Source organism: Oceanisphaera sp. W20_SRM_FM3, from assembly GCF_052119705.1.
Lineage (GTDB): Bacteria > Pseudomonadota > Gammaproteobacteria > Enterobacterales > Aeromonadaceae > Oceanimonas.
The window spans coordinates 90,129-110,615 of sequence record NZ_JBGQOP010000006.1; the positions used below are offsets into that span (position 1 = coordinate 90,129).

13 protein-coding genes are annotated in these 20,487 nt (G+C 48.4%); 5 read left to right on the forward strand and 8 right to left on the reverse strand.

Going from position 1 to position 20,487, the window contains the following annotated elements; all coding sequences use genetic code 11:
• Position 1 precedes the first annotated feature (1 nt).
• Together ACEN2G_RS05250 and ACEN2G_RS05255 are read left to right on the forward strand one after the other, a co-directional pair.
• On the forward strand, positions 2-3,604 hold the full coding sequence (locus ACEN2G_RS05250; protein WP_442020422.1) for a DUF6701 domain-containing protein: 3,603 nt from the start codon (positions 2-4) through the stop codon (positions 3,602-3,604).
• Between the two features lie 211 nt (positions 3,605-3,815).
• Complete coding sequence (locus ACEN2G_RS05255; protein ID WP_442020423.1) at positions 3,816-5,594, forward strand: putative bifunctional diguanylate cyclase/phosphodiesterase; 1,779 nt, start codon at positions 3,816-3,818, stop codon at positions 5,592-5,594.
• Between the two features lie 889 nt (positions 5,595-6,483).
• On the opposite strand, the gene ACEN2G_RS05260 is transcribed toward ACEN2G_RS05255, so the two are convergent.
• The 3 genes from ACEN2G_RS05260 to ACEN2G_RS05270 are packed head-to-tail and all read right to left on the reverse strand — an operon-like array spanning position 6,484 to position 10,185.
• Positions 6,484-7,131, reverse strand: coding sequence for a PqiC family protein (locus ACEN2G_RS05260; protein WP_442020424.1), 648 nt, complete (start codon positions 7,129-7,131; stop codon positions 6,484-6,486).
• Complete coding sequence (pqiB, locus tag ACEN2G_RS05265; RefSeq protein WP_442020425.1) at positions 7,128-8,765, reverse strand: intermembrane transport protein PqiB; 1,638 nt, start codon at positions 8,763-8,765, stop codon at positions 7,128-7,130. Before pqiB ends, ACEN2G_RS05260 begins: the two co-directional genes overlap by 4 nt.
• Positions 8,758-10,185 carry a PqiA/YebS family transporter subunit gene (locus tag ACEN2G_RS05270; protein WP_442020426.1) on the reverse strand — a complete coding sequence of 476 codons (1,428 nt, stop codon included), beginning with the start codon at positions 10,183-10,185 and terminating at the stop codon, positions 8,758-8,760. The genes pqiB and ACEN2G_RS05270 overlap by 8 nt, the downstream gene beginning before the upstream one ends.
• A 262-nt stretch (positions 10,186-10,447) precedes the next feature.
• Here ACEN2G_RS05270 and ACEN2G_RS05275 point away from each other — a divergent pair, with 262 nt between their 5' ends.
• Genes ACEN2G_RS05275 through ACEN2G_RS05285 form a run of 3 tightly spaced genes read left to right on the forward strand, consistent with a single transcriptional unit; the run spans position 10,448 to position 13,292 of the window.
• On the forward strand, positions 10,448-10,819 hold the full coding sequence (locus tag ACEN2G_RS05275) for a response regulator transcription factor (RefSeq protein WP_442020427.1): 372 nt from the start codon (positions 10,448-10,450) through the stop codon (positions 10,817-10,819).
• Entirely contained in the window at positions 10,816-11,442 is a 627-nt protein-coding gene (locus ACEN2G_RS05280; protein WP_442020428.1) for a chemotaxis protein CheC, read from the forward strand. The genes ACEN2G_RS05275 and ACEN2G_RS05280 overlap by 4 nt, the downstream gene beginning before the upstream one ends.
• Positions 11,442-13,292, forward strand: coding sequence for a diguanylate cyclase domain-containing protein (locus ACEN2G_RS05285; RefSeq protein WP_442020429.1), 1,851 nt, complete (start codon positions 11,442-11,444; stop codon positions 13,290-13,292). Before ACEN2G_RS05280 ends, ACEN2G_RS05285 begins: the two co-directional genes overlap by 1 nt.
• Positions 13,293-13,536: 244 nt before the next feature.
• Here ACEN2G_RS05285 and ACEN2G_RS05290 read toward each other — a convergent pair whose 3' ends face one another.
• The 5 genes from ACEN2G_RS05290 to ACEN2G_RS05310 all read right to left on the reverse strand — a co-directional run bounded on the left by ACEN2G_RS05290 (position 13,537) and on the right by ACEN2G_RS05310 (position 20,040).
• Entirely contained in the window at positions 13,537-14,727 is a 1,191-nt protein-coding gene (locus tag ACEN2G_RS05290) for an amino acid aminotransferase (protein ID WP_442020430.1), read from the reverse strand.
• A 180-nt stretch (positions 14,728-14,907) separates the two neighbouring features.
• Entirely contained in the window at positions 14,908-15,837 is a 930-nt protein-coding gene (locus tag ACEN2G_RS05295; RefSeq protein WP_442020431.1) for a DNA replication terminus site-binding protein, read from the reverse strand.
• A gap of 204 nt (positions 15,838-16,041) precedes the next feature.
• Positions 16,042-17,100, reverse strand: coding sequence for an ABC transporter ATP-binding protein (locus ACEN2G_RS05300; protein ID WP_442020432.1), 1,059 nt, complete (start codon positions 17,098-17,100; stop codon positions 16,042-16,044).
• An 18-nt stretch (positions 17,101-17,118) separates the two neighbouring features.
• Complete coding sequence (locus tag ACEN2G_RS05305; RefSeq protein ID WP_442020433.1) at positions 17,119-18,675, reverse strand: ABC transporter permease; 1,557 nt, start codon at positions 18,673-18,675, stop codon at positions 17,119-17,121.
• A 351-nt stretch (positions 18,676-19,026) separates the two neighbouring features.
• Positions 19,027-20,040, reverse strand: a complete 1,014-nt coding sequence (locus ACEN2G_RS05310; protein WP_442020434.1) for an extracellular solute-binding protein — start codon at positions 20,038-20,040, stop codon at positions 19,027-19,029.
• Positions 20,041-20,487: the final 447 nt, after the last annotated feature.

A 20,487-nucleotide genomic window follows, 5' to 3' on the forward strand; every position in this document is an offset into this window, starting at 1 on the left:
CATGTTTAAAATACTCACAGCATTGACATTAGTCTTGTTAATCATTCAGCCCGCACAAGCCATTAAAATTGATAACAACCAGCTATTTCCTGCTGTTGCTCAAGGGCACAGCTGTCAAAAAGAACAGTTGGATATGGATGATAGTGGTAATCAGATTAATGGGGCCTTTGCGCCACTTGATTTTTGCTCCTTCGATGACCTAGAAGGTACTTGCGATGGCGAGAAATGCGAGATAACAGGCAGAAATAACGTATCAAAGTTACAGTTGAATGGGGATATATTCAACGAGCCCAAAAATAACACAAAAAATTGGCCTAATATCAGTGACGGCACATATACCCTTGAAGCAGGAAAGTATGCGTTAAGTGAAAGTGACATCAATGGTGGAAATAAATTCACAATCTATGCGTTAGGTGATGTTGAAATATATATAAAAGAAGATTTTAAATTACAGGATAAGTCATTTGTTATAAATTCTAAAAATGGGGTCATTGATTTTTATTTTAAAAAATCGTTTGAACTTCAAGATGCCAATGTTCATGTTGATGGTGATGTGCGTTTCTTCGTAAAAGATAATAACAAAGAAAGTGCGGTTGATTTTCAAAATACAAAAACAACCAAAGAGCTGGGCAGTCAGGTTAGTCTTTATTCAAAAGGCGGCATTAAAATACAAAAAGAATCACAATTTGATGGTTATTTGTATTCTGGTGGAGTGATAGATTTACAAGACACTACCAAAATCAACGGTCGAGTGACTGCACAAAAACTAGAGATGGAAGATGAAGCCATTATTAATGATGCAGGTCAAGGCGGCCTGGTGGATCAGTGTTTTATTGATTATTTTGATCGAAGTGGATTGGATGGCACTTGGGCTGTTACTAGTAGTAAAGGAAACTTCACTCCTAAACTGATTAACGAACGTTTTCGTTTAACCACAGCCGATACACAGCAAGCGACTTCTGTTACCTACCTCAGTGCTTTCCCTAGTGCTAAAAATCACTTTGTAATTGAGTTCGATCACTTTGCTTATGATGGCAGTGGTGCCGATGGTATTGCCTTAGTATTGTCTGATAAGAATGCTAAAGTATTACCTGGTTCCTATGGTGGTCCGCTCGGGTATGGTTCTAGAGCAAATAATAATATCGATGGTTTTAATGGCGGCTGGTTAGGCATTGGTATTGATGAGTACGGTAACTTTGTGCGGGAAGGGGGCGGCAATAGTTTAAATAGTAGGAAAAAACACACAGTCGCGATTCGTGGTGCCGGTAGTGGTACACAAGGCTATGATTTATTGGCTAGTTACACGGACGCTGATACACCGATTCATAGTGGTAATAATTCAAATCGTCCGCACCGTTATCGAATTCGCATTAATTTTAAAAGCGCTCATCAAGCTCAGGTTACTATATCGCGCAGAGTTAACTTTAATGGAGAATATGCGGTTCTAATAGATGAGACTATAACTCAAGAACAGTCAGTTCCAGAAGAACTACTACTTTCAATCACCGGCTCAACAGGTAGCTCAACTAGCATACATGAAATTGATAATACTCTTATTTGTGCGACAGATATAAAAATTATTCCTCCTCCTCCAATAGACCACTTTCGCTTTGATATTGTAGAGGCCACAGCTCAGTCTTGCGGTGTACAAAAAGTTGAATTAATGGCTTGCGTAAACGCGGATGATAACTGCGCTGAAAAGTATGACCAATCTATTGCTGCAACTCTTGTCACATCACCAAGTATGGTGTGGCGTGGCGGAAATGGCATGGCGTTTGCCGGCACTAAAATATTTGATCTAAAAGGTGCTTCGGGTAGCATCAAGTTAGATGTTGCTAGTTCCAACCCCCAAGCTAAACTTTACAGTACAACACTGTGCCAAATAGCAGGAAGGGGGTTTAGCGAAAATAATTGTGCTATTGAATACTCTGGTGAAGGAGAGGTGCTTAACTTCACGATAAACGATGATTATGTGTATGCTGGTGCAGTGGCGACTGCAATATTAGCGCCTCAAGAAAAATGCAAAGCATTGTATCAAGATGTCGAAAAAGAGGTAACCTTCACGGCTATTAGTGAAAACCCTCAGGATGTTGAATATCGGCCTGATTTATTCTTAACGATTGACGACAAAGAACATGAGCTAAAGCAAAGTACGGCTGATACGTCGAACCCACTCACTAAAACAGTCAAATTCGATGAAAATGGTCAAGCTAACATTCAGTTGCGTTACCCTGAAGCGGGAAAGACCAAGATAGCAGCCAGCATTAATGATGCTATCGGTGCCGATAATTTGATTACACTCCCTAAAGGCTTGTGTGTGAAAAGTGCTGGCGAATGTAGTGCAGCCAATGCCAGTTGTGCCCCCTTTGTTGCAGCGGGACAGCCCTTTGACTTAACCGTAACGGCGCATGGTTTACCACTTAAAAATAATGATATTTGTAGCGGCCCTGTGTTACAGAATTACGTGCAAGACATTAGCTTGTCAGCTAACTTAATCGCACCTAAATCAGGGGTAGCAGGTGTGCTTGAACAACCAAGTTATAGGCACAACGCTACGGAAGAGGTTGATACAGCTACTCATGACCAAGGTATCAACACAGTTAGGCAAAGCGTCAGTGAGGTTGGGGTATTCGAGATCACCGCAACACCTAACGGTAATTATCACGGTATTGACGCTACGCAGATCAAAGCTGGCACTAGCGCAGCCCTTGGTCGTTTCTACCCCGCCCAGTTTGTGCTAGAAAGAGGCGAGGTGATTGCTACTCACAGCGGTGATAATAAAGAAAGCTATATGGACCAGCCGTTTAATATTAATTTTACTTTATCAGCCGTTAATACCAGCGGTAAAGTTGTTGAGAACTACATCGGTGACTTCATTAAATCGCAAGTCTCATTGGCTGCACTGGTAAATAACAGAGATGCCAAAAACCGCCTTAACACACCAATAGATGTTTCCAATTCACAATGGGCGGATGGTGTTTTAACATGGAATACTCAGACGGCATTTAAACGTAATGAAGACAAGCCAGATGGCCCTTTTGTACTAGATGTTAAGTTAGACTTTGATGCGGGTGAGGCAGGTAAAATTGTTCCGCTGCAAGACGATAGAACCACCAACCAAGATAACAATTGCAACCCAGTTAGTAATAATTGTCTGTTGTTAGGCCAGCAAGAAGTGAGGCACGGCCGCTTGCTCGCAACAACAGTTTCTCAAACGGTTAATAGCGATGCATCAGTGCCATTGAAAATCCAATACTGGGATTCTGCAGAAGGTGATGAAGGCGACTGGAAGTTGTTTGAGGGAGATAATTGGACTGTATTACAGAAGAGTCAAATTGACTTCACTGGCAATTCTTATCCAAACTCTAAGCTTATTTTTGGTTTAGGGCAGGGAGAGGCCATTAATCCAGACACGCTAAATACTATTATGGTTAAGGGTGAAACTAAGTTGAATGTCGCCGCACCCAACATTGTGGTGCAAATACCCTACCGAGTAGTAGTGCCAATTTGGTTAGAAGATGGAAAAGCCAATGAAGGCTCAATCAACTTTGGTCAACCTAAGGGTAACAGCAGTGTGATTTACCGTCGAGAGCAGTTCAACTAAAGTAATGTGTAATAACAAGGGCGCAGTAGCGCCCTTTTTGTTGGCTGTTTTTCATACAAATGGCGGTTGGGTTTGATACAGGTCAAAGCTTCAAATGTGACCTGCATACTATAATTGCAACAAGATTGGATACAATTCGTTTACTTTTTGGGTGCATTCATCATATCGTATTTAGGCTCTCAACAGAATGACAAGTAAGGATGCTTGAACGATGAACAGTGCTAAAACAATAGATAAAGATCGACAGCCTTTAGCCGCACCGTCGACGAGTGGCATTGAGGTAAATGTAACTCCCATTAGCCATGGCCTGCATTTTAAACGCCAATTGCTGCAGCACTTATTAGATCACTCTGTTGAGTCTGTGATCATTACCGACACAAACGGCATCATTGAGCGAGTGAACACCGCCTTTACCGACATTACTGGGTATACGGCAGAGGAAGTGGTCGGCAAAACCCCCAATGTGGTGCAATCTTCTCGACACGCGCCTGAGTTTTATCGAGCCATGTGGAAGCAGTTGGCTGAAACGGGCAGTTGGAACGGCCAAGTGTGGAATCGTCGTAAAACCGGTGAAGTGTATTTACAGTGGTTAAGCATAAATACCTTAACCGATGACACAGGTAAGGTTACACACCGAGTCGCCATAGGGCATGATTTAACCGCATTAAAATCAGATCGTAATGATCGCAGCCTGTTTACCTTTAATGACCCGCTTACCCAATTAGGCAATCGGCAATTACTGACCAGTCGACTCGATCAAGCATTGGCCGAGGCTCAGCGTAATGGCATTGGTATTGGCTTAATGGTGGTGGACATTGGCCGCTTTAGGCAGATAAACGAGCAATTAGGCTTGGCCTGGGGCGATGACATTTTGCGCCAGCAAGCCCGCACCTTACAAGCTGCGGTAGATGAAGCCGACACCTTGGTACGTTTACAAGGTGATATGTTTGCCATCTTGCGCCACAGCCGCGCACACGATACGGCCATGGCGCAGTTGGCCGATAAACTATTAGGCTTAATGGCGCAGCCAATAGTGCTGGCAGATAAAAGTGTGGTGAGTTTGCAGCCCAGTATTGGCATTGCTATTTATCCGCGCGATGCGGTTGATAACGCCGGCTTGTTGCAGGCGGCTGAGCATGCGCACAGCATGGCTAAACGGGCGGGGCGTAATCGTTTTCAGTTTGTTGATCAACACCAGCATGATTTACACCATCGCGAATTATTAATTGAACACAGTTTGCACCATGTGATTAATACCATGCAGGGTGAAGGCTTAAGCTTATTCTATCAGCCACAAGTTAGGCCGACCGATGGCAAAGTAATGGCATTAGAAGCGCTGTTACGTTGGCAGCACCCTAAGTTAGGGCCTTTGTCGCCTGCGGAGTTTATTCCGGTGGCCGAGAACAGTGGTCAATCTGTGCGTTTAGACCGTTGGGTAATAGAGCAAGTGTGCATGCAAGTGGCCTTGTGGCGGCAGCGCTATGAACGAGTTCCGGTGGTCTCCGTTAATTTAAGTGCCCAACAATTTAGTGAATTTGATTTTGCCCAATGGTTATTAGCCTGTGTTGAACGAGCGGGTATTACGCCATCGTGTATTAAGTTAGAAGTGACTGAAACCGCCATGATGCAAGACAAAGCCAGATGCGTGGCCATGCTGGAGCAGTTACGGGCAGTGGGTTTTAAAATATCATTAGATGATTTTGGTACCGGTTATTCTGCTTTGGCCTGTTTACACCAATTTCCGTTGGATGAGCTAAAAATTGATCGCAGCTTTATGGTGGAAGCCAGTCAGAATGAGCGCGCATTTCTACTGCTTAAAACCATTGTGCGGCTAGCACAAGAGTTGTCATTAAATTTGGTAGTAGAAGGCGTTGAAGAACAAGACCAACTTAATCTATTAGCTAATTTTGGACCGCTAACCGTGCAGGGGTATTACTATTACCGGCCTATGCCAGTGATAGACGTAGCGAAAGTATTGGAGCTAGGTTAATGGCTGACGCGGAGCGATGGCAGAGTTAGTTTGTGTAGGGTGGCAACTTGATCGCCACGTTTTGTTGTTGGTTTAAAACCATTCTGCTGCGCAGAACCGGCGAACAAGTTGCCGGCTACGGGGTATCTTTTGTAAATTGCCGTGTTCTTGTTTTCGTAGTGTGGCAATTTATTCGCCACGGTTTTGTATTTGGTTATAATTTAAGGCATTAGCAAAAACTATAACCAAACTGCATCCCATAAGGGGAGACTGTAATTAAATCTGTGTAACTGTTTATCATTGACCCCTAACGGGAAGGATGAACAGACGATGGATAAAAAAGACCTAGAAGCCTTTGCACGCGAAGCCGACCGGTAGCCCAGCAATTAAATACGGGTTGGCGTTGATGAGTGCATAGCGTGATGTGATAGATTTGCTGTGGCAAAGAAACTCTGCCTGCGAGTGCGTCTTGATAGGTCATTATTCGTCCTTGAATAATGGGTTGAAAATGAGAGTGTAGTTGCAAGCGCGGTGTGGTGCTGTTCTTAAAACCATCCAGCCGCGCTGACCCCGCGAACAAGTTGCGGGCTACAAGTGCGATTTCTTTTGTAGGTGGCCGTCTCTTCGGCGAAGAGAACTTCGCCACGGTTTTGGTTTTTTTTCAAGCTACCATCCGCTGACGCGGACCAGCGAATAAATTGCTGGCTACAAGGGACATTTGGTTTTGGGGTTTTGTAGGAGCCAATTTATTCGGCTCGGTTTTATGTGTTGTTTAAAAATAGCCAGCTGCGCTGGCCCGGCGAAGTCCTCTTTACCAAAGAGACGGCTGGCTACAAGGGAAAAGTGCTAACTACAAAAAAAAGGCCCACCGCAACTATGTTGCTGTGGGCCTTTTGCTTGGTGCTTGGCCTTAGCGCACGCTTAGGCTTAGCTCTTTCGCGAGTGCGTCGGCTTCTTGCTGCCAAGCTTGGCCTAAGGCGCGCACCAGTGCTGGGTAGCCATCATCGGCTAACGGCGCGGTTACGCTAAAGCTGCGCTGCTTTATGAGTTGCCCGCTGCCATTTAATAATTGCCATTGGCCCTCGGCCAGTGCATCGCCAGTTTGTTGCCCTTGAAAGCGGTGTACTGCGAGGCGCAATTCTCGCACCGGTAATCCGGCGGCAAGCGGTTGCCCTTTGCTGATGATTTGCGCATTTGGCAAGGCGAGGGCGAGGCGTTGTTGCAGCTGTTGTTGCAGCTGCTGGCCTATGCCTTCGGCCCATAAATGCTCGCGCGCTTGATACACCTCAATGTCGTTCAGTTGCATCACTATGCCTTCATTGTCTAAATGATTGGCGATGCGAACGGGTGCCACTACAACGGCGAGCTGAGTGCTAAATTGCTGTGTAGCGGCCGGCGCTGTCATATTGGTGGGCAGCATATAAGTGGTGGGGCCGCTTACTGTGCCTGCGCAGCCCGTTAACCCGCCTAACGTTAAGCCAATGCCGGCCATGAGGCCGACCCAAAGGCGTGGTTTAGCGAGGAGATGGGGGCGAGTGATGAGTCGCGTTTTTATCATTGTTTGGCCCTCGGTTGGGGATCGGCGGATAACTTCTTATTAAAAATAAGTGCATTAGGCTGATCATTTAAGGTGCGCACTACTGGCTGTACATCACGCATTAGTTTTTCGAGCCGCGACAGGGTTTGCGTTAATTCGTTGTAACCTTGAGAGTCAGGCGAGAAGCCTTGTAAGGTATCGCGCAATTGCCGCATGGTGGTGTTGACGTTGGCCGGCAGTTTTGAGGTGGCGGGATCCGTCAATAACTTGTCGACTGAGCTGGCGATGTCGTTAACCTTGCGCATGGTTTGCTCTGTGCTGGCCAAGGTAGTGTTGAGCGTGCTCAAGATAGGCTCAATGTCTAATTTATTCAGCTTATCCAACAGATTAGAAACCTTTTGTTCAATTTGGGCAAACCCACCCGAGGTGCTAGGAAACACGGGCTTTTCCACGAAGGTCATATGCTGGAACGGTGGCGCATCTTTATAGAAATTGAGATCCACAAACAGGGCGCCGGTGAGCAGATTGCCCGCTTTTAATGACGCACGCAGACCATGGCCAAACATGGCATCTAAGCGCTCGGCCCAACTGGCCATGTCTGGTTCGGTGTCTTGATCATCAAAGCGCTCAGGCTCGATACGGATCAAGATAGGAATGGCAAAGCGGCTTAAAGAGTCAGGTTGGGGGGCGGTAAAGTTCCACGGCACGCTGATCACTGTGCCAATGCGCACGCCGCGATATTCCACCGGTGCATTTGGACTTAAGCCGCGCACTGTATCATCGACCAGTAATACATATTCTAAGTAGTTACTGTAATGCCCTTCGTTGGCGCTATCTTCATCATTAAACAGCACATAATTGGCGTCTTCTTTGGCTTGGCGGCCCCTGGGCATGTTAGCGGGAACGCCAAAGGTGATACCGCCGCCAATTAAGGATTCTAATGAACCCACGTTAACTTTAACGCCCTCGGAATCTAGGCGTATGTCTAAGCCTGAGCTGGTCCAAAAACGGCTGTGGCTGGTCACTAAGCCTTCATAAGGCGATTGAATAAAGAGTTTATGGCTCATTTCACGGGTGTCGGGATCAAAATAACTGCTTTCCACGCGACCTACGGTAAAGCCTTGATAGCTCACCGGATCGCCAGTAGACACCGAATTACCGATTTGGCTGGTGAGATTAATGCGTAATCCGGCCGCATCTGGGGGCGCGACCGGTGGTTGGTTTAATACTTGAAACGTTTCAAGCTCTACTTCGCTGTTACCGGGCAAGAGCTGAATAAAGGCGCCAGACAACACTGTGCCTAAACCACTGACGCCTTCACGACCGATACGGGGTTTTACTACCCAGAATTGGGTGTCTTGATTCAGCATCTTGCTGGCTTGTGGAGTCATGCGTGCCACTATTTCGGCGTGGCTTAAATCGTCGGATAAGCTAACTTTTTCGACTTTGCCCACTTCAACATTACGGGTCTTGATCAGCGTTTTTCCTGCTTCTATGCCTTCGGCATTATCCATGATCAAAGTAATAGAAGGCCCTAGGCGGCTCAGGTTATCGTAAATCATCCAAGCGCCAATCAGCACGGCGACTATGGGCACTATCCATACCGGTGATAATGAGCGCTGGAGCCGACGCTTAGCGCGCTGCGGTTCAGACATGGGGTGATTCCTTGCTGGTAGATGAAATAGGGGTTGTTGAAATAGCAGTGGTTGAAATAGCGGATTCGGGTATTAGCGGCGCCGAGGTATGGGTCTGCTTGGGGGCTGTGTGTAACCAGATGCTGCGCGGATCAAATAAAATGGCGGCCAGCATGGTGAGGATCACGACCACGGTAAACGACAGTGCTGCGGCACCTGGCTCCACCGACATCACAGACCCATTGCGGATCAAGGCCACCAAAATGGCCACCACAAATACATCCACCATGGACCAGCGACCGATGAACTCGGTAATCCGATACAGGCGGATACGATTTAAAGGGCTAAGCACCGACTTGGGTTGGCGCACGATATAACAGAGCCATAATAGCGCCAGCATCTTACAAACTGGCACGATAACGCTGGCCGTTAAAATAATCAGGGCGATGGGCCAGTCGCCCGTTTTAAAAAATAACAGCACACCGCCAATAATGGTTGAGGCTTGAACATCCCCTAAAGAGGTAGTGGTCATAATAGGATAAAGGTTGGCGGGTAGATACATCACCATAGCGGCGAATAACAGCGCTAAACTCGCCTGATTATTCACACCCTGATAAAGATGCAAGGGCTCGCCACAACGCCCGCAACTCGGCTTAACCGGTTTTGCCTCCGCCGCTGGACTCGCCGACACGCGATTAACTAAACCACAGATGTGACAGCCAGCTAAGCCTTGTAAGGATGCCGAATAACCGAGTTGTACCTGAGAAGGCGCCTTGGGCTCTGGGTCTAGCTGCTGCCAGAGCCAGTCGCGGTCTACCGATTGGGTGGTGAGTAACAACAAGAGGGCGTAGGCACAAAAGGTCCAAAACGACAGGCCCAGTTCAATATCAGCGATGCCGATTATCTTGATCAAGCTAACTAAGGTGCCAATGACGAACACGTCTGCCATCATCCAAGGTGTTATGTAGCCCAAGGTGCGTGCGATGCGCTGGCTGCGGGGCAGCAACTTGTTTTGTGTCATGCCCACACATAACCACAGCAAGCTGCACAGGTATAAGCCGGGCAGTATGATCACGGTGAGCAGCACGCTCAGCGCAATCAGCGGGTAATGCACACTTATGAGTGCGGCTGCGGTGTCGGTCAGTGCTATGCCATTACCAATGCCATTGATATTAAAGCTTAAAAATGGAAAGGCGACCGATAGTATTAAGGTCACTAAGGTGGCCAACGCCAGCGCCAGACTGCGCTCCGCAGGATTGGTGCGTCTGCGCACTAAGGTATGTTGGCAGCGTGGGCATTCGGCTTTTTCACCATTTTTTAAGCGCGGTAGCGCCAGCACAAGGTCGCATTCATGACAAACGCGCAGTCTACGTCGAGAAACGTTCAGCGACTTGTTAGGCGTCGAATACTGGCTAGCTGAAGACTGTGCAGAGTCGACCAATGAAACTTCCGTATCATAAATTTGCAGGTGAGTGCTTGATACTACGACAGATTTACGCCACTCACCAGCAAAGATGCTCAGCAAATAAGCTGTGTTAGGGGAGCGGCTGCGTATTAAAGCAACGCATATGTGTCCAAGTCGTAATTTTGACTAACTAATCAAAGCTATCCATGCAAAAAGTCAGGTTTTTCTTTATACTACTTTGCCAAAAGCGCTCCCATTTGGAGCCCATCATTTAGAATTTATTATTTGGAACTCATTTATGACTGATGCCAACATTCAAACTCTGCTCTTGGTCGATGACAGCCGTGTAGCGCGCCTCAGCCTAATGCGTCAAATAAGTAGCTTGCCGCGCGAGTTTGAAATATTACAAGCCGCCTCTGCCGATGAAGCTCAAGCATTAATGCAAGACCGCCAAGCGGATGCGGCCTTAATTGACTTTAATATGCCAGGGCGCGATGGCTTGATGTTGGCAGCCGAATTTAGCGAAAGCCACCCTGATATGAAAATGGCACTGGTGACGGCAAACATTCAGCAGCCGTTAGTGGAGCGCGCCGAGGCCTTGGGTATGGCGTTTTTAGCCAAACCCGCTAATTTGGATGCCTTAGCGCGTTTCTTGGGTGTTGCGATATGAGTCGTTTGTTAAGCACAGACGAACACGATGTGGTGGTCGAGCTGATGAATATTGGCATTGGCCGGGCGGCCAATGCTTTGTCGCAGATGGTACAAGATGAAGTGTTGTTATCTGTGCCTGAGCTGCAATTTTTACATCCCGACGAAGCCAGTGACAGCTTTTGTGCTTATCTGCCCAATTTATTAGCCGGTGTGATGCAAGACTTTAGCGGTTTTATGACAGGTCGCGCCGCCTTGTTGTTTCCTGAAGATCGCAGTTTAGAGTTAGTGCGTGCCATTCTCGGTGAAGACATGTCCGCCGATGAAATCTCAGAATTAGAGCAAGAAACCTTAGCCGAGCTCGGCAATATTTTGCTCAATAATTGTTTGGCGACCTTGGCCAATTTACTGAATCACGAAATAAAAACCGAGTTGCCCCACGTATTTAATGTAGATACGCCAAACTTATTACGTCGCTTATCCTTACCGGATGAGACAGATAACACCTCTTTTATCATGTTGGTGCAAATTGAATTCAGCTTGCGCAAGCGTGACCTACAAGGTTATTTGGCTTTTTTAATCGACGTGCAATCTGCCGGCGTATTTGTAGCGTCGTTGCGTAACTATTTGGCTGAGTGTGCTTAATGACTGAGATGCATCAACCAGCAAGCAGCCCAGACTTATGCTCTCTTGGTCTTGAGTATATTGAAAACGGTGTTGCGCTGCTCGACAGTCAGCAAAAAGTGCTGTTCTGGAACCAGTGGTTGGTACGTTATAGCGGCATTACGGCGCAGCAAGCCTGTGGGCAGACCTTAGAAAGCCTGTTTGCTGAGCCTTTGCCTGGGGTTTTGCTCGAGTCTATTCAAGGTGCGTGTGAGCTGGGTTTATCCCGCGTATTGTCTTATCAGCTTCACGGTCAATTGCTGCCTTTGCAAAGTCCTGTGGCATTAACGCCTATCTTTCACTCTTTGGTGTTGCGCTCCATTCGCCAAGGCGACGTGGCGGTCTTGATGCAAGTGCACGACATCACTAATGCGGTGCGCCGCGAGCGTCATTTGCGCGATCAGCAGCAAGCCTTGCGTCAAGCACATAAAACGCAGTCCGAAGAAAAGCAGTTTATAGATACTGTGCTAGAAACCATCAGTGCGCTTGTGGTGGTGACCGATTCGGCGGGATTTATTATTGATATGAATCACAGCGCCGAACTAAGTACCGGCTTTAGCCAAGAGCAATTAATTGGCCAGCCCTTTAAGATGCTGCTTGGATTAGAAAGTTTTAAGCATTTATCTGGCCATCATAAGCTGGCGGGTGAAGCGCGTTCTTTTAACTGTCGCATGACTAATTCTTTTGATGAAGCCATCCATGTGCGCTGGACGGTCAAAGCAGTTAAGGAAACAGATGATCCCCTGCATTATTTGATTTATACCGGTCAAGATATTACTGAGCGTGAGCGCGCCGATGCATTATTGCGGTTAGAGCGTGAAATGTTAGAAATGGCAGCAGGCAATGAACAAGTGGATAATATACTCAATCACGCCTGTTTAGCGCTAGAACGCCAGCTTGAGTCTTGCCGCGTTGCTGTGGTGCAAATAGACGCACAAAATAAATTACAGGTTCGTAACGGGGGGCGGCTGCCCGACAGTTTTTGTGATCAGTTATATGAATTAAAAAGTGAACGTTTGTTGCGCGTATTGCGAACGGGCTTAGATCTCGGCCAGCTACAGATATTTAATGTGCAGCTAAAGAGCGCCCATTGGCAACCTTGGCTGGCGCTGGCGAAAGAATATAAAATGGCCGGTTGCTGGCTAATGCCTATTCAAGTTAACGCCGGGGTTTCAGAATATTTGTTGACGGTATTTCCGCGTTATAAGAGTACCCCTTGCCCCCATGAGCAGATGATGATCCAACGGATAGGGCAATTGACGGCGCTGATTTTGGAGCGCCAGCTACAGCAAGAGCAAATCAAGCAATTGGCCCTCTATGATTCACTCACCGGCCTAGCGAATCGTAGCTTGCTCAATGAGCAATTACAGCGCTGTATTTATCGTGCTCAGCGCCAAGTGGTATCTTTTGCGCTGTTGTTTATTGACCTAAATGGTTTTAAGGCGGTGAATGATACTCTCGGTCACGATGCGGGCGATGCTTTGTTAGTGGCGTTAGGCGAGCGCTTAATGTCGCGTTTTCGTGCTACCGATTGCTGCGCCCGTATTGGCGGTGACGAGTTTGTTATTTTGTTGGATGACATTACCGACGACAGTGTCGCTTTTTCTCTGGCAGATTCATTACTCACGTTAATTGCTCAGCCGCTCAGCTGGGGACAACATACATTACAAGTAACGGCATCCATTGGTATCGCCTTATATCCAGAAGACGGTGATACTGCTGCGGCCTTATTAACGCGAGCCGATAACGCCATGTATCATGCCAAAGCAGACAGTAAGATAACCGGGCTTGGTTGCGTAATGCGATTAAACAATGACGAGTATCAGAGCTGATAACCTACAGAATAATCGATGTTTTGTAGCCCGCCGTCTCTTTGATAAAGAGGACTTCATGGGCCCATCGTATCTGGCGGGTTTTAAACCAAACCGAGCCGAATAAATTGGCTCCTACAAGGGACAAATCAACGGCAAAACCCCAATAAAAAACCCCGCAGTGCGGGGTTTTTTTATGCATTTATGTCGCTTGTGCGATTACGGCTTGTTGCTTATAGAGCTCTGCGCTTATAAAACTCTGCGCTTACAGTACAGCAGCAATACCGTCGCACAGGGCATCTATGTTGTTCTTGGTGATGCCGGCTACGCTAATGCGGCCAGAACCGACGATATAAATGGCAAACTCGTCTTTTAAGCGGGTCACTTGGTCTTTAGTTAAGCCTGAGAAAGAGAACATGCCGTTTTGACGGGCAATAAAGCTAAAGTCTCGGCTTACACCCCGGCTCGCCAATTTTTCGACGAACAGGGTGCGCATTTCTTGGATACGTTCGCGCATCTCGGCCAATTCTGCTAACCAATCTGCATACAGTGCAGGATCTTCGGCAATCAGGGCAATCACGTTGGCGCCGTGGGCCGGTGGGTTGGAGTAGATAGCGCGAATAATCGCTTTAACTTGGCTAAAGGAGGTGTTGGCAGTGTCGGCGTTTTCGGCGACGATAGTAAAGGCACCTACGCGCTCGTTATACATGCCAAAGTTTTTAGAAAAAGAGCTGGCAATCAGCAACTCTTTATTGTGCTCGGCAAACACGCGCAAACCGTAGGCATCTTCGTCTATGCCTTGGCCAAAACCTTGGTAGGCGAAGTCAAACAACGGCAACCAGCCTTTTTCAGCGGACAGTTTTGCCAACTGCTCCCACTGGGCAGGAGTGGGGTCAATACCGGTTGGGTTATGGCAGCAACCGTGTAGCAATACCGCATCACCGGCTTTAGCGTGCGCCAGATCGGCCAGCATGCCGTCAAAGTCTAAGTCTTTGGTCTCGGCGTTATAATAACCGTACTCTTTAACGGTGAGGCCAGAGGCTTCAAACACGGCTCTGTGATTGGCCCAAGTCGGGTTAGAGATCCACACCGTATTGGTGTCTAGCTTGCGGGCAATAAACTCACCGGCAATGCGCAGTGCACCCGTGCCACCAGGAGATTGGGCGGTGCGGGCGCGTTGCTCGCTAATAATGGTGGCGTTTTCACCAAACAACAGCTTTTGCACAACGTCTGCGTAGGCGTGTACGCCTTCAATGCTGAGGTAATTTTTGGTGGTTTGCTCGGCAACTAAACGGGCTTCGGCTTTTTTGACGCAGCGTAGCACAGGCGTTTGGCCGGCTTCGTCTTTATAAATGCCCACACCTAAGTTGATTTTATGGGCACGAGGATCGTTACGAAAAATGTCGGTTAGGCCCAAAATAGGGTCGGCGGGTGCAGCAGTGACCTTCTCAAACATAGCGTTATTCAATCCTTGTGATAACGAGACGATTGCTCAGTGAGCAATAGCCTCAATAAGTAATAAACCCGAATGGGGACGCCTAGTTATAACATTTGCGCAAGCATTACAAAATGATTTTGCGACCTTGCCTGCAAAAAAATTACTTTTTCTTGCCACTAAAGGTATACGCCCGTCACCTTACTTTTTAGGCTGATAGGGGTATATGTGAAGCCTAGGGATCAATGGCTGGTCGCTAATACTGGCGGCGCGCCGTGCACGAACCTGAGCTGGCGGATAATCGGCCAGTTCGGTGATGGCTGGCGGATCGTCTTGGCAAAGTAACAAGGGCAGATGCGCCTTTACCTGTTGCTGGCGGGGGGTGATTTCTTCTTGCCAGCGCACGTTCACCATAGGATGGGTTTTAACCGGCCGGCGCAAGCGCAGCTCTGTATTCGCCGGCAGACGTTTCACATCATAAATTTCCCGATCCACACATTGCAGCCATGTCTGTGGATCTGTGAGTGGCGGTGGCAAAAGGCGCGCGGCCATAAGTTGCGCCACTAACGCATCTTTATCGATTTTTTGAATAATCTGCTTATTCGCCCAGGTAAAGCCTAAGCGCGCCGCCGCTTGAGGCAGTAACACCAGATGACGATACACTTGCAAGGTGATCAAGCCCGGCAAGGTGTTGTGCACCAGCGCGAACTTTTGGTCACGGCTGCCTGCAGCTTGCACCTCGGCCTTAAATTGGTTCTTTAGGTGATTGATCTGCGTAATGTGTTGCGCGAGTTGCGGTTTAAGGTGCGTGGGTAATAACAGATAGCCTGGCAGGCGAAAGCTGGCCTTGGCGGAATGATTAGGCTGAATAAACCACTGTTGATAGCTGCGTAACGCCGCCGCTAGCGCCTCATCACCCAACAGCGGGCTGACTTGAATTTGGCTGACCGGCTCATGCTCATCTCCCATGGCCACGGCGGGCAGGGCAAAGCAGCGCGCCTGAACCTGCCCAAGAGTGGCTTGCTCTGTTAGCCAACTATTAAGCGCGTTAAGAGCCTGTTCGAGAGCAGTAAACACCTGCATTAAGCGCGCGGCTGGGCTAAAGGTGGTTATTATATCTGGAGAAGTCATTGTTTATGCCAACATACTTTAGTGTGTGTTGTAATCTAGCAGCCGGCCTGAAAGCGGGCAAGTATATCAAGCATTGGTCAGTTTTGCAGAGCCCGTGAGTGTCTGTTGTAGGGCCCGTGTCTTAGGTAAAGAGTATTCGGGCCGGTTTGGTTTTTTTTTGTTTAACTGGCAGCGTTGCTGACGGCTTAAAACTGCCCGCAGGGCTTATTGATATGCCATCACTTCGCCGTTTACTCTCAGGTCTAAATATTCACCTGGGCGAAAGGCGCGGGCGCCACTCACGCGCATTTTGATCTGTTGCGTGCCCGATGGGTCTTGCACGCTAAGCTGCACTAGCACGTCATGGCCATAATAAATGGTGTTTAATACGCAGGCGTTAAATTGTGCATCATCCCCATTACACAGCACAAACTGCTCGGGGCGGATCATAATGCGGGTCTCAGGACGGTTGGTTTTGCAGGCCTGCGCCAAGGTATGAGTACCAAGGCGGCTGTGCAGTTGTCCATTAATCAGGCGCGCCGGCAGCACGACGGCCTCGCCGACAAATTGCGCCACTTGCAGATCCACCGGATATTTATATAAAGATACAGGGTCACTCACTTGCACACAGTGGCCGTGGCGCATCACGGCCACCAGATCGGCCATCGACAGCGCTTCTTCTTGATCGTGGGTCACCATAATGGCGGTGGCACCTATGTGCTCAAGGGTGCTCTTCACTTCTTCGCGTAAGCTGATGCGCAGGCCTGCGTCTAAGGCAGAAAACGGCTCATCTAATAGCACTAAAGACGGTGAGGGCGCCAAGGCTCTAGCCAGCGCGATACGTTGTTGTTGGCCGCCGGATAGCTCAAAGGGCATGCGGTGGCCGAGGCCGGTCATGCCGACCAGATCCAGCATCTCATTGACCCGCGCGGTTTGATTGGCTTTCTGTAATTGACTGAGGCCAAAACTGATATTTTTTGCCACCGTTAAGTGCGGAAATAACACCCCATGCTGGGGCACATAGCCGATGTTTCTTCGCTCTGGTTTTACACAGATGTGCTTGGTATTAGTTTGGGCATCAAATACGGTGTTGCCATTGATGGCAATGCGCCCAACATCGGGTGTTTCAAAACCGGCGATGGCGCGCAGCAAGGTGGTTTTACCGCAACCTGAGGGGCCTAACACCGCCAGCATCTTACCTTCATCAAGCGTGAGGCTAATATCTTGCAGGGCTTGTACGTCACCAAAGCATTTTGATAACTGATTAATCATGAGTTTTTGCATAAGTGGCTTCCAGCGCGATCACGCTTGACGAGTGTTGCGCCCAAAAGAGCGCATGGTTAACAGATAAACCGGCAAGCCCGAGATCACAATTAATAACGCCGCATAGGGAGCGGACGCCCCATATTCGGCATTGGATGTGTGCTCCCATACCTTAGTGGCTAGCGTTTCCACGCCGGTAGGGCGCAGTAACAAAGTGGCGGTCAGCTCTTTCATGATTTGTAAAAACACCAAGGCTAAGCCTGCGCCTACGCCCGGTGCGATCAAGGGTAAGGTAATGCGCATAAACACGCTCAGCGCATTTTTGCCTAAGGATCGGGCGACTTCTTCGAGTTGGCTGGACACTTGAACGAGGGCGGCACGGGTAGTGGATTGTGCCAAGGGCAAATACAAGATAGCGTAGCCAATCAGCAATAAGGGCGTAGTTTGATACAGTGGAAATACGTAGCGAATGGCGAAAAAAACTAAGGTTAGGCCGATAACCAAGCCCGGCAAACTGTGAATAAAATAGGGTAAGCGCTCCGCTAAGGTAGAGAGGCGGCCTTGATAGCGTACCGCTAAAAACACCAAAGGCAGGGCCAATCCACTCGTGAGAACAGCGCCACTCAGACCAAAACTTAAGGTAGTAGTGAGGGCACTGATCACCGCCTGACCATGAAATGCACTCGAGCTGCCGGTAAACAACCAATAACCAATAATGCCCAGCGGTACCCCAGCAGCCAAGGCGACCAGTAACAATAAGCCGAGCACCGCCAATGGCTTAAGCCAACCAAGCCTTAGCATTTCGATCTCGCCAGAGGTCCCTTGGCGGGTAATGGCGTAGTGTCGTTTGCCTCTGAGTAATAACTCCAGCCCGATCACCATTAAACACAACAGCAATAATACTAACGTTAACATGGCAGCCGACGCCCCATCGAAGGCCACGTAATATTGGTCGAATATGGCGGTGGTAAAGGTTTCATAATTTAAAAATGCCAAGGCGCCAAATTCCGCCAGCATGTGCAAGGCAATTAAGATGGCGCCACCAAACAGCGCCGGGCGCAGTTGCGGCAAGATCACCTTAAAAAAGGTCTGGGTGCGATTAAAGCCAAGAGAATGCGAGGTTTCTTCTAAGGCTGAGTCCATACCGCGCAAGGCGGCCGCTACCGGCAAATGCAGTAAAGGATAGTTACAAAGCGTGAGTACCAACACGGCGCCGCCTAAGCCTTCAAGCTGTGGGAAAATGGAAATCCAGCTGTAACTGCTAATAAAAGCCGGCACTGCGAAGGGCAGGGTGACTAATGCATTCCACAGCTTACGCTTAGGGATATCGGTGCGTTCAATCAGCCAAGCAGTCGTTACGCCAATCAAGGTGCTAAGCAGCGTCACCATTGCCAGCAGCTGCAGGGTATTGAGCAACAAGTGATAGACTCGCGGGCGAAAAATCAGGCTCACGGCTTGGCTCCAGCCGGCTTCGTGGGCACGCAGCAGAATATAAAACAGTGGCAGACTGGTCAGTAGCACCAATAAGATAACCGGCAGCACTAGGCCAAGAGGGACCGCTTGGGTGCGCTTTTTAACCATGAACTGATCAGACATTAAGGGTTCTCGATTGGCCGACTTACGCATCGGTGGGGCAGCGTCTAGTGCCGTTAAATGGTTCTTTGTAGCCGGCAACTTGTTCGCGAATCCTGTTTAGCAGCATTGTTTTTAAACACAAATCGGCCCGAATAAATTGGGCCCTACGAAAGAAAAGCCCCGTATCCGGCTACGTGTTGGTAATGTAGTCGGCAACTTGTTCGCCGGATCTGCGCAGCAGGATAATTTTTAAGCCAAAGTCATAAAAAAGCCGGAGGCATTATAGACGCCTCCGGCTTTGGTCATTTGACGTGACATATTTTCCGTCCCTGGAAAACTGTGTTTGCGGTTAACTAATACTGAAACGTGTACTTACAGCAAACCCACTTCTTGCAGCAGCTCAATGGCGGCTTTGCCGTCGCTGTATTCGCCTAAATCGAGGGTTCCGTTTGGCGGCGTAAGCTCAGCAAAGGGCTTTAAGCCATGCGTATCGACCTTAGGATTGAGTGGATACTGAGCACTGTTATCAGTCAAAATCTGTTGGCCGGCTTGGCTGGTGGCAAAGGCCATAAACTGCTGGGCTTCATCTAAGTGCTTGCTGGACTTTAAGATAGCCGCACCAGATACGCTGATTAAGTCGCCCAAATCATGGGTGCCCATAAAATAGAGCGCCGAGTGTAGCTTGTCCGCACCTTGCTCCCGGGCCATGTTGTCCCAGTAGTAGTTATTGATCAGGGCAAAGGGCACATCACCGCGCTCAACCGCCGCCATGGCGGCCTTGTTATCACGATATTCTTTGCCATTTTTCTGTAAACCTTCTAGCCAAGTTTTGGCTTTTGCACGACCATCCAATTTTATCATGGCGGACAATTGGGTTTGAAAGGCGCCGCTGGTTTTTACGAAGGCAAATTGGTCTTTCCACTTGGCATCTGTAAGGTCGTACACGGAAGTCGGCAGCTGATCGGGCGAGGTTTTCGCCTTGTTGTACGCCAACACTCGCGAGCGCGCGAGCAAGCCGATCCATTGACCATCAGCATCGCGATAGGCGGCGGGAATATCGTGCAGTGCCTTGGCATCAATCGTCGCCAGCAAGCCTTTATTGGCCAGCATGATCAAAGGGGTGGACTCTTCGGTATAGATAATGTCTGCCGGTGAGCGCGCACCTTCTTCGACGATTTGGTGGGCGAGTTCATTGCTCGCACCTTGACGGCTTTGCACTTTAATATGGGTTTTGGCGGTAAAAGCATCAATTAGGGCGAGAGTGGCAGTTTTATGCTGGCCGTTATAAATGGTCAGATCCGCATAGGCGCTGAGTGGGCTAAAGAGCAGCATAGTCGAGAGCGCCAAGGTGCTGAGTTTAAGGGCGCAGCGGCGAGAATTCGACATAGTAAGATCCTTGGAAGGGCAATGAGAGATATGAATACAGTTGATAATAGCAATGCTTATCAATACCGATAAAATGTATCATACGAACGAGTCATGTCAAGCAGTTAGCTCGGCAGACCTCTCTTATAGCAGGCTAAATATTAATTGTGATCGGTTTATTTTTATCAGTAAGTGAGCAAGAGAAGAGTCAGTAATATCAATGCTTATACGTTGGTATTGAACATAATGTAAGTAGCTGCGCAGTATGGTGTCATAGTGAAATATGCTTTAGGGAGGAAAGTTACAATCGTGTAGCCGGCAATGTATTAGCCGCTCCTGCGAAGCAGGATGGTTTAAGAAAGCAAAACCGTGCCCAAGTCCTCTTCACCGAAGAGACGGGCACACTACAAACCCTGCATTCTGTAAACAAAAAAGCCGACTGCAGGGCGCAGTCGGCTTTAAAAAGCA